Annotated in this window: 11 protein-coding genes; 8 read left to right on the top strand and 3 right to left on the bottom strand. The window is 75.6% G+C overall.

From position 1 onward, the window contains the following. Positions 1-93 precede the first annotated feature (93 nt). Both AB0C33_RS14210 and AB0C33_RS14205 read right to left on the bottom strand, forming a co-directional pair. Positions 94-912, bottom strand: coding sequence for an SDR family oxidoreductase (locus tag AB0C33_RS14210; protein WP_358287147.1), 819 nt, complete (start codon positions 910-912; stop codon positions 94-96). A 189-nt stretch (positions 913-1,101) separates the two neighbouring features. Further along, entirely contained in the window at positions 1,102-1,896 is a 795-nt protein-coding gene (locus AB0C33_RS14205) for a hypothetical protein (protein WP_358287145.1), read from the bottom strand. Between the two features lie 686 nt (positions 1,897-2,582). On the opposite strand from AB0C33_RS14205, the gene AB0C33_RS14200 reads away from it, so the two are divergent. Genes AB0C33_RS14200 through AB0C33_RS14165 form a run of 8 tightly spaced genes read left to right on the top strand, consistent with a single transcriptional unit; the run spans position 2,583 to position 11,350 of the window. Then, complete coding sequence (locus AB0C33_RS14200) at positions 2,583-4,019, top strand: exopolysaccharide biosynthesis polyprenyl glycosylphosphotransferase (protein ID WP_358287143.1); 1,437 nt, start codon at positions 2,583-2,585, stop codon at positions 4,017-4,019. Further along, positions 4,001-5,305 carry an O-antigen ligase family protein gene (locus tag AB0C33_RS14195; RefSeq protein ID WP_358287141.1) on the top strand — a complete coding sequence of 435 codons (1,305 nt, stop codon included), beginning with the start codon at positions 4,001-4,003 and terminating at the stop codon, positions 5,303-5,305. Before AB0C33_RS14200 ends, AB0C33_RS14195 begins: the two co-directional genes overlap by 19 nt. Further along, positions 5,260-6,633 (top strand): lipid II flippase MurJ, encoded by a 1,374-nt coding sequence (locus AB0C33_RS14190; RefSeq protein WP_358287139.1) that lies wholly within the window; start codon positions 5,260-5,262, stop codon positions 6,631-6,633. The genes AB0C33_RS14195 and AB0C33_RS14190 overlap by 46 nt, the downstream gene beginning before the upstream one ends. After that, positions 6,630-7,343 (top strand): polysaccharide deacetylase family protein, encoded by a 714-nt coding sequence (locus AB0C33_RS14185; RefSeq protein ID WP_358287137.1) that lies wholly within the window; start codon positions 6,630-6,632, stop codon positions 7,341-7,343. Before AB0C33_RS14190 ends, AB0C33_RS14185 begins: the two co-directional genes overlap by 4 nt. Further along, positions 7,340-8,440 carry a glycosyltransferase gene (locus tag AB0C33_RS14180; RefSeq protein ID WP_358287135.1) on the top strand — a complete coding sequence of 367 codons (1,101 nt, stop codon included), beginning with the start codon at positions 7,340-7,342 and terminating at the stop codon, positions 8,438-8,440. The genes AB0C33_RS14185 and AB0C33_RS14180 overlap by 4 nt, the downstream gene beginning before the upstream one ends. Then, positions 8,437-9,075: a hypothetical protein gene (locus tag AB0C33_RS14175; RefSeq protein WP_358287133.1), complete on the top strand. Its 639-nt coding sequence runs from the start codon at positions 8,437-8,439 to the stop codon at positions 9,073-9,075. Before AB0C33_RS14180 ends, AB0C33_RS14175 begins: the two co-directional genes overlap by 4 nt. Then, positions 9,072-10,190: a GNAT family N-acetyltransferase gene (locus tag AB0C33_RS14170; RefSeq protein WP_358287131.1), complete on the top strand. Its 1,119-nt coding sequence runs from the start codon at positions 9,072-9,074 to the stop codon at positions 10,188-10,190. The genes AB0C33_RS14175 and AB0C33_RS14170 overlap by 4 nt, the downstream gene beginning before the upstream one ends. Beyond that, complete coding sequence (locus AB0C33_RS14165) at positions 10,187-11,350, top strand: glycosyltransferase (RefSeq protein ID WP_358287129.1); 1,164 nt, start codon at positions 10,187-10,189, stop codon at positions 11,348-11,350. Before AB0C33_RS14170 ends, AB0C33_RS14165 begins: the two co-directional genes overlap by 4 nt. Here AB0C33_RS14165 and AB0C33_RS14160 read toward each other — a convergent pair. Continuing rightward, entirely contained in the window at positions 11,296-12,447 is a 1,152-nt protein-coding gene (locus tag AB0C33_RS14160; RefSeq protein WP_358287127.1) for a glycosyl hydrolase, read from the bottom strand. The genes AB0C33_RS14165 and AB0C33_RS14160 overlap by 55 nt on opposite strands. Between the last annotated feature and the right edge of the window lie 144 nt (positions 12,448-12,591).

Here is a 12,591-nt window from a genome sequence, read left to right as displayed (position 1 = left end):
GGTGACGCTACGGCACTGTGCGGCGGGACCGAATCGTGCGGGACACCAAAGAGCACCCCGGGCTTCGTGGGATCAGACAGCGGCCGGACGCCTTCAGTGGGCGGTCCAGCCTCCGTCGACCGGCAGCACGGCGCCGGTGAGGTAGGAGGCCGCCGGACCGGCCAGCAGGACCGCCGCGCCGACGAGTTCGCCCGGGTCGGCCCAGCGCCTCATGGGGACCTGGTGGTCGAGGAACTCCCGCACGTGCGGGTCGTCCTCGACGCCCTCGTTCAGCGGGGTGCGGAAGGGGCCGGGGGCCAGGGCGTTGACGCAGACGCCGGTGCCCGCCAGCTCGACGGCGAGGCTGCGGGTGAGCTGGACGACCGCGCCCTTGCTGGCCGCGTAGCCCGCCCGGCCCGCGGCGCCGACGAGCCCGAGAGCGCTGGCCAGGGTGACGATGCGGCCGTACCCGGCTTCGCGCATCACCGGCACGGCGGCCTGGCAGGCCAGGAAGGTGCCGACGACGTTGACGTCGAGGCAGCGGCGCAGCGTGGCGGCGTCGAGGGTCTCCAGCTCGCCGCGGGCCTGGATCCCGGCGCTGGTCACGAGCACGTCCAGGCGGCCGTGCGCGGCGACGACGTCCCGCACGAGAGCCTGGACCGCGTCCTCGTCGGTGACGTCGCAGGCCATGCCCGAGGCGGTGACGCCGGTCGCGGCGGTGATCTGGGCCGCCGCCTCCCGGCACGCCGCCAACCGCCGGCCGGCGGCCACCACCGTGCAGCCGGCGGACGCCAGTCCCTGCGCGATGGCCCGGCCGAGCCCCGCCGAGCCGCCCGTGACGATCGCCACCTGCCCGGCCAGGGGCGCCTGCGGACCGGCGGACCCCGCGTGCACGGGCCGGCCGGGAGCGGCCGTGTCTTCCTGGGACGTCATGTGGCTCCTCTTCGCAGAAAGCGTTCCGTTCGCGGAACATTAGCGCGAGCCGCCCGGATGAACCGCGACCGGCTGCCGGCCCGCGACCGTCCATGATGACGCGGCCCGTGCACGAGCGGCTGGACCGGGCCTGACGCGCGGAAGGCCGCTTCCCGCGCGCTGCGCGGGAAGCGGCCGCCGGGCTTGCTGCTAGCTGCGGAAACGGCCCTCTCGGGAGTAGAGGCAGGTGAAGCAGGCCGGGTCGGCGTTCCAGCCGTCGTCGTAGGAGACCCCGCGGTGCCGCTTGATCTTGCCCTTCTTCGTCACGGCCTGGGCGTACCCCGGCGGCACGATGCCCTCGAAATGCTTCACGAAGTTGCCGAGGGCGTTCCGGTAGTAGACCCGGTGCCGGGCCCAGAGGTTGGTCGTCGAGCCGGGCGGGGTGCAGTTGGCGACGTAGCTCTCGGCGATCTTCTGCTTGAAGCCGCCGAAGTCGAACGTGCTGTACGACTTGGCAGGCAGGCCGGGCACGCCGTCGTCGTGCCAGAGCGTCCAGCCGAAGATCGACCAGGTGCAGCTCGCCGTGCCGGAGCGGACCGCGCTCGCCGGGGCGGTCAGGCCGCCCGCCGTGACCGGCTCGCTGGTGATCCTGCGCCGCTGCAGTTCGGCGGGCGGGTCGGCGCCGTGGTCCTCTACGAGACGCTGGGGGACCGCGACGTCGGGCGGGGTGACCTTCAGGTAGGTCTCCAGGAGGGTGTCGTCGTCGTCACTGACGATGAGGGGGGCGCGACCGATCATTCCGGTCTGGACCATCCCGACCTCGTCGGACGGGACGCTGTCGGTGAAGGTCACCGACAGCCCGGTCGTGTAGTCGAGTTGAGCCAGGACGATCTCGCGGTCGGACTCCTCGGCGGCAGGGGCCGCGGCCTTGGCCGTGGCCGTGGCAGGGGAGGGCGCGAGGAGCATGGCGGCGGCGACGGCCGCCAGGAACGGGCTGAATCTCATGCGGGCCACGCTAGGAAACGATCTTTCAGTTGCCTTAAAGGCGAGCTCAACGCATGGTCATTCCGACCTACGCGGTCCCTGTCGCTGCCCGCGCCGGGGCGCGGAGGGCCGGGCGCTCCCGTCCTCCGCCCCCGATCCACTCCGGCAGCTCCGCGGCCTGCCGCCGGCACGAGGGCTCGCAGGGCGTCCGCGAGCCGTTCCGTGGGCGTCGGCCGTACCGGGCGCGAGAAACGTCCTGAAATCGACGGACGGAATGTCTCTATCGCCCGATTCCCTGATCACGGCAATATTGCCAATTCGGACTATGTCCGCAGTTCGCGGCTCAGCCGCCGGCGCCGGTCGGCGAGCGCCGGCCCCCCGCTGATCTACCACGACGTCCTGCGGCGTCATACCGCCGCCATGGCCCGGCAAAGATCTTCATCGCTACCTGAACGGCGAACCGGGACAAATAGCAGAGCTCGCGACACCCGAAAATTCGCAATCTTTGTGGGACGCCATCCCGTCCACACGGCCGTACCCGTGAACGCTCCAAGTAAGTTGGTCGCTGCCCGCGAATCGGGGCGATTATCGGAATGGAGGCCAAAGATGAGCGAATTTTCGCGATAAGTAAGACAGCCATATCCACCCCCTGTTCGTGGATATCACGCTCTGAATTGATCGCCGTTGTTTTTCGCAGTGGAGCAGATATGGTCACACCCCTTCGGGAAGAGGAACCCTTCCCGCACTCCCCGTCCAAGGGCATGCTGCTGTCGCAGCGAGGCGCCCCCCGCCACGCCCCCGGCCGGCGGCGTCCGGTGACATGCTGGACCATCTGCTCCTTCGCCGACGCGAGCGTCGACGCCGCCGCGCTGGCCGCGCCCGTGCTCGACGCCGGGTACGGCGCGCTGCTCGCCGGCCTGGCGGCGGGGCTGCTCGTCCTGCTGAACCTGGCGGGCGGCACGTACCGGATCCGGCTGTCGCCGTCCGTGATGGACGGGTGGATGTGGCGCGGCGGATGCGCCACCGCCATCACCGGCGCGCTGACCGTCGCCGCCCTCGACCATCAGACGACGCTGGCCGTCTGGACGGGCGAGTCGGCCCGGATCGTCGCCGTCTACCTCGGGCTGACGCTGGTGGGGCGGGGGCTGGTCTGCGCGGTGCTGCGCCAGGCCCGCCGCCGCGGCGCACGCGTGCCCACGCTGGTCGTCGGGTCCGGCGCGCACGCCAGGAACCTCGCGCTGACCCTGGTGCGGCACACCGAGTACGGCCTGCTGCCCGTCGGCGGCGCCTGCGACGTGCTGGGCCAGGCCCCGTACGAGCCGATCGTGGACGATCCGGAGACCCTGCTCACCATGGCCCGGCGGCACCGCGCCCGCGTGGTGGTCCTGGCCCCGCCGCCGGGCGGCGAGGAGCAGACCCACCGGCTGGCGCAACAGGCCCGGCAGGCGGGGTACCCGGTGTACCTGGCGCCGCAACCCGGCGGCGTGCTGGTCGACTTCGTCCCCGACGGCGAGCACGTCCGGGGGTTCCCGATGCTGCGCATGCGGCCGTTGCCGCAGCGGCGCGCGTCCTGGCCGCTCAAGCGCGCCCTGGATGTCGTGCTGGCGACGGCCGGGCTGGTCGTCAGCGCTCCGGTGCTGGCCGCCTGCATGCTGCTGCTGCGCGGGCAAGGAGGGCCCGGCGTGCTGTTCCGCCAGGTCCGGGTGGGGATGGCCGGGACGCCCATCGAGATCATCAAGCTCCGCACGTTCGCCCCGCTGCGCGCCGGCGAGTCCGACACCCGCTGGAGCATCGACGACGACCCCCGCCTGACCCGCGCGGCCCGGCTGCTGCGCTCCTGCTCCGTGGACGAGCTGCCGCAGCTGTGGAACGTGCTGCGCGGCGACATGAGCCTGGTCGGCCCCCGGCCCGAGCGGCCGCACTTCGTGGAGCTGTTCTCCCGCGGCGACCACCACTACGGGCGCCGCCACCGGTTGCCCGTCGGCCTCACCGGCTGGGCCCAGACCCACGGCCTGCGCGGCGACACCTCGATCGAGGACCGGGCGCGGCTGGACAACCACTACATCGACACCTGGTCCCTGCGCCGCGACATCAAGATCTTGATCCGGACGGTCGGTTGCCTGCTGTGGCCGGGACGATCGTGATCAGGGCGTTCCTGTCGTCCCTGTGCCGCCTGCCGGCCCGTCCCAGTGTGTGGGCCGCGCTGACCGTGATCGCCGTGTGCGTGCCCGCCGGACCGCAGGCCGCCGACGTCGTCCAGCCGCGGGTCGCCGACCTGATGTCGCTGGGGTTGCTGGCGTCCGTCGCGGTGAGCCTGGCGCGCGGCGGCGCGCGTCCGGGCCGGTGGGCCCTGCTCGCCGCGCCCGCGGCGCTCGCGGCGACGGCGGCCGCCCTCGCGGCGCCCGACTTCCTGCTGGCGCTGCCCGGCCTGGCCCGGTTCCTCCAGGTGTTCGTCCTGGTCCCCGTCGCTGTGACGGTGGCGGTGCGGCAGCGGTCCGACCTGCTGCTGGTGGGCGGAGCCGTCGCGGCCGTGGCGATCGTCCAGGCCGGGCTCGGCTGCTGGCAGGCGCTCACGGGCAGCGGCGCCTCCTACGCGGGCCTGCCGATCCGCGCGGTCGGCACGTTCGGCGCCGGCGAGGTCATGGCGCTGGCCAGCGTGGTCAGCTTCGGGCTGATCATCGCCCTGGCGGTCGCGCTCACCGGCGGACCGGCCCGGCGCGCCGCCGCCCTGGTCGCGGCGGCGGCGCTGTGCCCGCCGCTGGTCATGTCGCTCAGCCGCGGCACCTGGCTCGCGGTGGCCTGCGCCGTCGCGGTGATGCTGGTGCTGCGCGGCGCGCGGCTGGCCGCGCGGGCCGCCGTGGCCGCCGTGGCCGCCGCCGTGCTCCTGACGCTCCTGGTCGGGCCCGGCGGCGGGGTCATCGCCGAGCGCGTCGCCTCCATCACCTCCTCGGTGGACCAGCCCGACCGGTCGGTGGCCGACCGGTACCAGCTCTGGCAGGCGGCGGCCGGCATGTGGCGGGACCACCCGGTGACCGGCGTCGGCCCCAAGGGGTTCGCCGCCTGGCGGGACACCTACGCGCCGCTGGCCCTGTCCTCCGGCAGCGACGTCGAGGACCCGGCCGGCGGATACCGCCGCCAGCCGCTGCTGTCCCCGCACAACATGTACCTGCTGGTGCTCAGCGAGCAGGGGCTCCTCGGCCTGGCGGCCTTCGCGCTGCTCGTGGGCGGGGCCCTCGTGCGCACCCTGACCCCGCCCGGCCGCTCCGGCCCGGCGGGCCTGGCCGCCGCGGGCTTCGTGACGTGGCTGGCGGTGGACTTCGCCTACGCCGACATCGGCGGCGCGACCAGCCTGGTCATGTCGGTCATGCTGGGCCTGGCGACGGGATGGACCGGCACCGCCGCGTCCCCGTCGCGGCGGCCCGCGTGCTGAGCCGGGGCGCGGCCGACCTGCGCGCCGCGGCCCTCACCGCGATGCTCGTCGGCGCCGGCTCGGCGCTCGGCTACGTCCGCGACCTGCTGATGGCCGCGCTGTTCGGCGCCAACGCCGACACCGACGCCTTCCTGGTCGCCTGGACCGTGCCCGAGACCGCGGCGCCGCTGCTCATCGAGGGGGCGATGGCCCTGTGGCTGGTGCCGCTGTTCAGCACGGCGTCCGGGGCGCGGCAGCGGGCGGCGCTGGTGGAGCGGACGTTGCCCGCCCTGGCCGCCGCGCTCGCCGCCGTCGCCGTCTGCGCCGCGGCCGGGGCGCCCTGGCTGGTGGCGGCGCTGGCCCCCGGTCTGCCCCAGGGCGGGCTGGCCGTCCAGTGCTGGCGGATCTGCTGCGGCTGCATCCTGCCGTTCGCGCTGGCGGGGTACGCCAGCGCGGCCCTGCGCGCCCACCACGTCTTCGGCCCGCCCGCGGCCACCGGTCTGGCCTACAACCTGGCGCTCGTCGGCTGCCTGGCGATCTGGCACGACGCGCTCGGCGTGCGGGCCGCCGCGTGGGGCGTCGCCGCCGGCGCCGTCCTCATGGTGGCCATGCAGGCGCCGGCGTACCTGCGGCGGGTCGGCCTGCCCCGGCGGCTGCCCCGGCGCCTGGTGCTGCCGGTCGCCGCGCTGCTGCCCATCATCGCCTTCACGCTGCTGCGGCAGGGCCAGGTGCTGGTCGAGCGCGTGCTCGCCGCCGACCTGCCCGCGGGCGCGATCTCCCATCTCAACTACGCCCAGAAGATCGCCCAGGTGCCGATGGTGGTCTCGCTGATGCTGGCCACCGTCACCTATCCGCACCTGGCCCGCAGCATCGCCGCGGGCGACACCCGCCGGGCCTGGCGGCTGCTGGCCCGCGACCTGGCGACGGCGGCGGCCGTCACGGTCACCGCCGCCGCGCTGCTGGTCGCCTTCGCGCCCGCGATCGTGGGCGTGCTGCTGCACCGCGGCGCCTTCGACGACGCCGCCGCCACCGCCACCGAGCACGTCCTGCGGCTCTACGCGATCGGCCTGCTTGGCCACACCGTCGTGGGCGTGGTCTGCCGGGCGTACTTCTGCGCCGGAGGGTGGCGCGGGTTGTGGTACCCGGCCCTGTCGATGGCCGCCGGGCTGGCCCTCACCGCGACGCTGGCCGCGGCGCTCGTTCCCGGCATGGCACAGGGCGGCATCGCGCTGGCCAACGCCGCCGGGATCACCGTGACCGCCGCCCTCATGCTGGCCGGTCTCCAACGCCTCGGCCTGTCGCCGCTGCGGAGGGCCGTCACGACCGTCAGGGAAGGAGAGCGCGTATGAGCACGCGCACCGGCGCGCTGCCGCTCATCTGGATGTACCACTCCGTCGCCGAGCGCGGCGAGGACCCCTTCGACATCGTCGTCACCCCCGAGCGCTTCGCCACGCACATACGCTGGCTCGCCCGGCGCGGGCTGCGCGGCGTGTCGGTGCGCGAACTGCTGAACCATCCCGGCGACCGGCGCGGGCTCGTCGGGCTCACCTTCGACGACGGCTACGCCGACTTCGCCACCGACGTCGTCCCGGTGCTGGCCGGATACGGCTTCACCGCCACCGTGTACGTCGTCGCCGGCCGGATCGGCGGCCACAACGCCTGGGACCGCGGCGTCAGCCCCCGCCCCCTGATGGACGCCGGCACGCTGCGCCGGGTGGCCGCCGCCGGCATGGAGGTCGGCTCCCACACCCGCAGCCACCCCCACCTGCCGTCCGCCGGCCCCGGCGAGCTGGCCGACGAGCTCACCACGAGCAAACTCCTCCTCCAGGACGTGCTCGGCGCCCCCGTCACCGGCTTCGCCTACCCCTACGGCGAGCTGACCGCCCGCGAGGTCGCCGCCGTCCGGCAGGCCGGCTACGAGCACGCCTGCGCCGTCCGCCCCGGCCGGCTCGCCGGGACGCACGCCCTGCCCCGCCGCTACGTCGGCGACCGCGACACCGCCGCCCGGCTGCTCGCCAAGACCGCCTGCCACCGGCTGCGCTGGGGGCGGCCCCGATGAAGGTCCTGCACGTCATCACCGGGCTGGCCGCCGGCGGGGCCGAGCAGCAACTGCGCACGCTCCTGCCGCACATGGACTGCGCCAGCGAGGTCGCCGTCCTGACCCGGCCCGGCGCCCTGGCCGACGCCATCCGCGCCGCCGGGACGCCCGTACGCGCCGTCGGCATGGGCGGCAACCGGGACCTGCGGGCGCTGCCCCGGCTCACCGCCCTCATGCGCGCCGGCCGCTACCAGGTCGTGCACGCCCACCTGTACCGCGCCTGCGTCTACGCGCCGCTGGCCGCCCGGCTGGCCGCCGTGCCGGTCGTCGTCAGCACCGAGCACTCGGCGGGGGCCCGGCACATCGAGGGACGGCCGGTCACGGCGCCCGTCCGCGCGCTGTACCGGGCGAGCGCCCGGCTGACGCACGCCGTCGTCGCCGTCTCGCCCACCGTGGCCGACCGGCTGCACGGCTGGGGCCTGCCGCCCTCGCGCGTCGTCACCATCCCCAACGGCGTGGACCTGGCCGCCTTCCGCCACGATCCGCGCGCCGCGGCCCAGGCCCGGCTGAGCCTGGGCATCCCGCCGGAGACGTTCGTCGTCGGCGGGGTCGGCCGCCTGGTGGCGGGCAAGAACTTCCACCTGCTGGTCGAGGCGCTGCCGCGGCTGGACGGCGCGGTGCTGCTGCTCGTCGGCGCCGGGCCGGAACAACCCCGGCTGCGCTCGCTGGCCGAGCGGCTCGGCGTCGGGCGGCGCGTCGTCTTCGCCGGGGAGAGCGTGCACGTGCCCGCCCTGCTGTCGGCCATGGACGTGCTGGCCGCCCCCTCGCAGGAGGAGACGTTCGGCCTGGCCGTCGTCGAGGCGCTCGCCGCCGGGCTGCCCGTGCTGTACGGCGCCTGCCCGGCGATCGACGACCTGCCCCCCGGGACGGTGCCCTGCGCCCGCCGGGTGCCGCCCCACCGGCTGGCCGCCGAGCTGGCCGCGCTCCGCGACGGACCGCGCACCCGCCTGCCGCCGCCCCCGGCCCTCGACCGCTACGACGTGCGCCGGCAAGCCCGGCGCCTGCACGACCTCTACGACCGCCTGCTCACCAGGCGCCACCAGGAAAGGCTGTCATGACTCACCCGGTCCAGCGCGCCGCCGGCGCGCTCCGCACCTGGTCCCTGCTCGCGCTCCCGCTGATCGGCATGGGGGCGGGGCTGGCGTACTCGCTGACCCAGGAGCCCGTCTACACCGCCGACGCCTACGCGGTCGTCAGCTCGGTACGGCAGGGCGTGCCCACCCAGGAAGCCGAATTCGCGCAGGCCTACGCCAGGGTGACCGTCCACCCCGGCCTGCTCGCCGGGACCGGCGACGCCTACCTGGCCGACGGCGAGCTGCTGCGGACCACGCTGCAGGCGTCGGCCTCGCCGGACGCGCCGCTGATCCGGCTGGCCGCCCTCGCCGGCACCCCTGACGAGGCCGCCCGGCGGGCCAACAGTGCCACGGCCGCGCTCACCGCCTACGCCAACCGGCACAGCGCCGACACCGGCGTCCGGCTGTCCAGCTTCGCGCCCGCCGTGCCGCCCGCCACGCCCAGCTCGCCACGGCCCCTGCTCGCCACCGCCGTCAGCACGGCCGGCGGCCTGCTGCTGGCCGCCCTGATCTGGCTGGCGGCCCCCGCCGGGCCACGGCAGGACGACCGGCGGGACGACCGGCGGGACGACCGGCAGGCCCCGCCCGCGCGCCGGCCGGCCGAGACGGCGTCGGCATGACCACCGCGATCCGCCAGGCCCCGGACCTGGCCACCGAGGTCGTGACCGGCGCGGCACGCCTGCACGCCCTGGCGGGGGAGTGGGCCGGCTTGCACGACCGCTCCCCGGCGGCGACGCCGTTCCAGTCGCACGCCTGGCTGTCGTCCTGGTGGGAGACCTACGGCGAGGACCCGGGCCTGAACGTGGTCCTGCTGCGCCGGCGGGGACGGCTGGTCGCCGCGGCCCCCGTCATGACCGTCCGCCGCGCGGGGCTGCGCGTCCTGCGGCCGCTCGGCGGCGACCAGTCCGACTACACGGACGTGCTGATCGAGGACGGCGACCCCGACCTGGCGGCGGCGCTCGGCCGGGCCCTGGCCGAGCTGCCCGGATGGGACGTGCTCGACCTGCCGGAGGTACGCCCGGGGGCCGACGCCGAACGGCTCGCGGCGGCCTGGCCGGGCCGCTCCTGGCGGCTGCCCGCCTCGACCTGCGTCGAACTGCCCGGCGTCCCCCTCCACGAGCTGCTCGCCGGGCTGCCCGGCAAGCACGGCACCAAGCTGCGCCGCGAGCTCAGACGCGTGGACGACGCCCCCATCCAGGTCCGGGACGTGCCGGCCGACGAGGCCGAGCACGCCGTCGCGCGCCTGCTCGACCTGCACGCCCTCCAGTGGCAGGGCCGCGGCATCAACGTCGAGCACACCAGGCCGCGCTTCCACGCCCACCTGGCCCGGGCCGCCCGGCGGCTGCTGACCGACCGGCAGGCCAAGCTGACCGAATACCACCTGGACGGCCGGGTCGTCGCGGTGGACCTGCTGGTCGTGGGCAAGGACTTCGTCGGCGGCTACCTCTACGGCACCCACCCCGACCTGCGCGGCCAGATCGACGTCGTGACCATGCTGCTGCGCACCGACCTCGGGCTCGCGCACCGGCTGGGCCGGCCGACGATGTCGCTGCTGCGCGGGGCCGAGTCCCACAAGACCAAGTGGGGCGGCCGGCCGGCGGTCAGCAACCGGCTCCTGCTGGCCAGGACGCCGGCCGCGACGCTCTACGCCCTCGCCGCCCGCGCCCGGGTGGGCGGCCGGGCGCTCCGGGGCCGCTGGGCGGCGCTCGACCGGGCCCTGCGCAGGCCGCGATGACGACCTTCACCCCGCGCGTGCTGCACGTCACCCAGCCCACCGAGGGCGGCGTCGCGGCCTACGTCGAGAGCGCCTGCGCCGACCAGCGCCGGCGGGGCTGGACGGTCGCCGTCGCCGCGCCGTCGCGCGGACCGCTCGGCGAGCGGCTGGCCGCCCTCGGGCTGCCGCATCTGCCCTGGCCCGCCGTACGGGCGCCGCATCCGGGCGATCTGGCCGCCGCCGCCGTCCTGGGCCGCATCGTGCGCCGGTTCCGTCCCGACGTGGTGCATCTGCACTCCTCCAAGGCCGGGCTGGTCGGCCGGGTGGTGTTGCGTGGCCGCGTGCCGACGCTGTTCCAGCCGCACGGCTGGTCCTGGCTGGCCGGCCGGGGCACGCTCGCCGCCGCGGCCGCCTCCTGGGAACGGGCCGCCACCCGGTGGACGCATCTCGTGCTCTGCGTCGGCCAGGGGGAGCACCGGCAGGCCGGGGACGCGGGCGTGGGTGGCCCGCTGGCCGTCGTCCGCAACGGCGTGGACCTGGCCCGGTTCCGTCCCGTCACGCCGGACGAGCGCGTCGCCGCGCGCCGGGGCCTCGGCCTGTCCCCGCACGGGCCGCTGGTCGTCTGCGTCGGCCGGATCACCCGCCAGAAGGGCCAGGACCTGCTGGTGGAGTCCTGGCGGCAGGTCGCGGCCCGGGTGCCGGACGCCTGCCTGGCACTCGTCGGCGACGGGGACGACTTCGCCCGCCTGCGCCGCGACGCGCCGCCCGGCGTCCTCATGCCGGGTGCCAGCGCCGATCCGCGGCCCTGGTACGCCGCCGCCGACCTGGTCGTGCTGCCCTCCCGCTGGGAAGGGCTGCCGCTGACCGTGCTGGAGGCCATGGCCAGCGGGCGGTCCGTGGTGGCGGCCGCCGTCCCCGGCCTCACGGAGGTGGTCACCCCGGTCACCGGAGCGCTGGTCGAGCCGCAGGACCCGCGGGCGCTGGCCGCGGCGATCGTGGCCCGGCTGGCTGATCCGGCCGTGCGGCGCGCGGAGGAACGGGCGGCGCCGTCGCGGGCGGCCGAGTTCGACCTCGGCGTCACCCTCGACCGGCTGGCGGCGCACACGCTGCGCCTGGCCCGGCCGGGTCAGGCCGCGGCCGGTGCCGCCGCGGGCGCGTCGGTGACGGCCGGGCGGGGCTGAGACCCCGGCGACCCGCTCCCGCTCGGCTCGGGGGAGGCAGCGGGCGCGGGCGGGGACGTCGGGGCGGGTGACGTGGCGGGCGGGGTGGTCGGCGGCGCCGACGGACCGCGCCGGAAGCCGGGGTCGCGCATGAGCTGCCGGAACACCCGCGACGAGCGCGGGTTGGCCGGGCACTGCCAGACACCGTGCGGGCAGTAGTCCACGATCGAGTGGTAGGCCACGTCGTGCCGGGCGATCCAGTCGAGCATGTCGCGCACGAACTCCGGCCGGTCCCCGTACCGGAACAGCCCCCACTCGGGGAAGGAGATCGGCTTGCGGTGCGCGGCGGCGAAGTCGGCCTGCGCCTCCAGCCCGTACGGCTGGTCGACGTAGTCGGCGAACCGGTGGCCGGGGGCCTGGTCGTAGCTGTCCATGCCGATGATGTCCACCACGTCGTCGCCGGGGTAGCACTCGGTCCAGCCGATGGCGTCCGGGCCTCGGTTGGGGCTGAAGTCGAAGCGGAACCGCTGTCCGGGCACCGCCCGCATCACGGCGACGATCCGCCGCCAGTACGCCTGCCACGCCGGCGGGTCGGCCGAGCAGCGGCTGGAGTAGGTCAGGCCGTTCATCTCCCAGCCAGGGACGATCACCGTGTCCGGCGCGCGCCCGGCCACCAGCGTCCGGGCCAGCCGGTCGAAGTACGGGTCGAACGCGCCGTCCGCGCCGGCGTTCAGCAGCACCGACACCGCCTCGTCCGGCAGGCCGCCCTCGTTCGGCATGACCATCGGCACGTTGAGCACGAGCATGCGCCCCGGCTTGGCCGCCCGCCACCGCATCCACGGCTGCAGGACGAAGTCCGGCCCGCCGAGCGCGTTCCACGCCTCGCCCGGCACGTACGTCCGCCCCACCCGGACCTCCGCCCCCAGCCACGACTCGAACGCGCCCAGCAGGTGCGGCCCGCGCCAGTCGGAGGCGAGGAACACCCCGAACGGCACGGACGACAGGTCGGCGCGGGCGGCGGCGGACGGCTCCTTGGCGCGCTTCGCGCTCAGCGCCGGTGGGACCACCGCGGCGACCACGGCCAGCAGCGCGCAGACCCATGCCATCCTCACGGTCATCGCCCGCCCCCTCCCTTACAGGGTGTATCAGCTCACGTACCCGGAGAGAGAACGATGGTGATCAAGCCACTGCAAAGTGATCGCCGCGGATGCCGGGGCCGCACGTCGCCGGGGGGCCGTTAAGCATTGGAGGGCGGCGGCCGG

Origin of the sequence: Nonomuraea sp. NPDC048881, from assembly GCF_040649795.1 — a bacterium.
Taxonomy (GTDB): domain Bacteria; phylum Actinomycetota; class Actinomycetes; order Streptosporangiales; family Streptosporangiaceae; genus Nonomuraea.
This window is presented reverse-complemented; position numbering and strand designations above follow the sequence as displayed.

Excerpts from the sequence above, each read along its gene's own strand:
- AB0C33_RS14210 (WP_358287147.1), bottom strand. The coding sequence starts at position 912 with ATGACGTCCCAGGAAGACACGGCCGCTCCCGGCCGGCCCGTGCACGCG.
- AB0C33_RS14205 (WP_358287145.1), bottom strand. The coding sequence starts at position 1,896 with ATGAGATTCAGCCCGTTCCTGGCGGCCGTCGCCGCCGCCATGCTCCTC.
- AB0C33_RS14200 (WP_358287143.1), top strand. The coding sequence starts at position 2,583 with ATGGTCACACCCCTTCGGGAAGAGGAACCCTTCCCGCACTCCCCGTCC.
- AB0C33_RS14190 (WP_358287139.1), top strand. The coding sequence starts at position 5,260 with ATGGACCGGCACCGCCGCGTCCCCGTCGCGGCGGCCCGCGTGCTGAGC.
- AB0C33_RS14185 (WP_358287137.1), top strand. The coding sequence starts at position 6,630 with ATGAGCACGCGCACCGGCGCGCTGCCGCTCATCTGGATGTACCACTCC.
- AB0C33_RS14180 (WP_358287135.1), top strand. The coding sequence starts at position 7,340 with ATGAAGGTCCTGCACGTCATCACCGGGCTGGCCGCCGGCGGGGCCGAG.
- AB0C33_RS14175 (WP_358287133.1), top strand. The coding sequence starts at position 8,437 with ATGACTCACCCGGTCCAGCGCGCCGCCGGCGCGCTCCGCACCTGGTCC.
- AB0C33_RS14170 (WP_358287131.1), top strand. The coding sequence starts at position 9,072 with ATGACCACCGCGATCCGCCAGGCCCCGGACCTGGCCACCGAGGTCGTG.
- AB0C33_RS14165 (WP_358287129.1), top strand. The coding sequence starts at position 10,187 with ATGACGACCTTCACCCCGCGCGTGCTGCACGTCACCCAGCCCACCGAG.
- AB0C33_RS14160 (WP_358287127.1), bottom strand. The coding sequence starts at position 12,447 with ATGACCGTGAGGATGGCATGGGTCTGCGCGCTGCTGGCCGTGGTCGCC.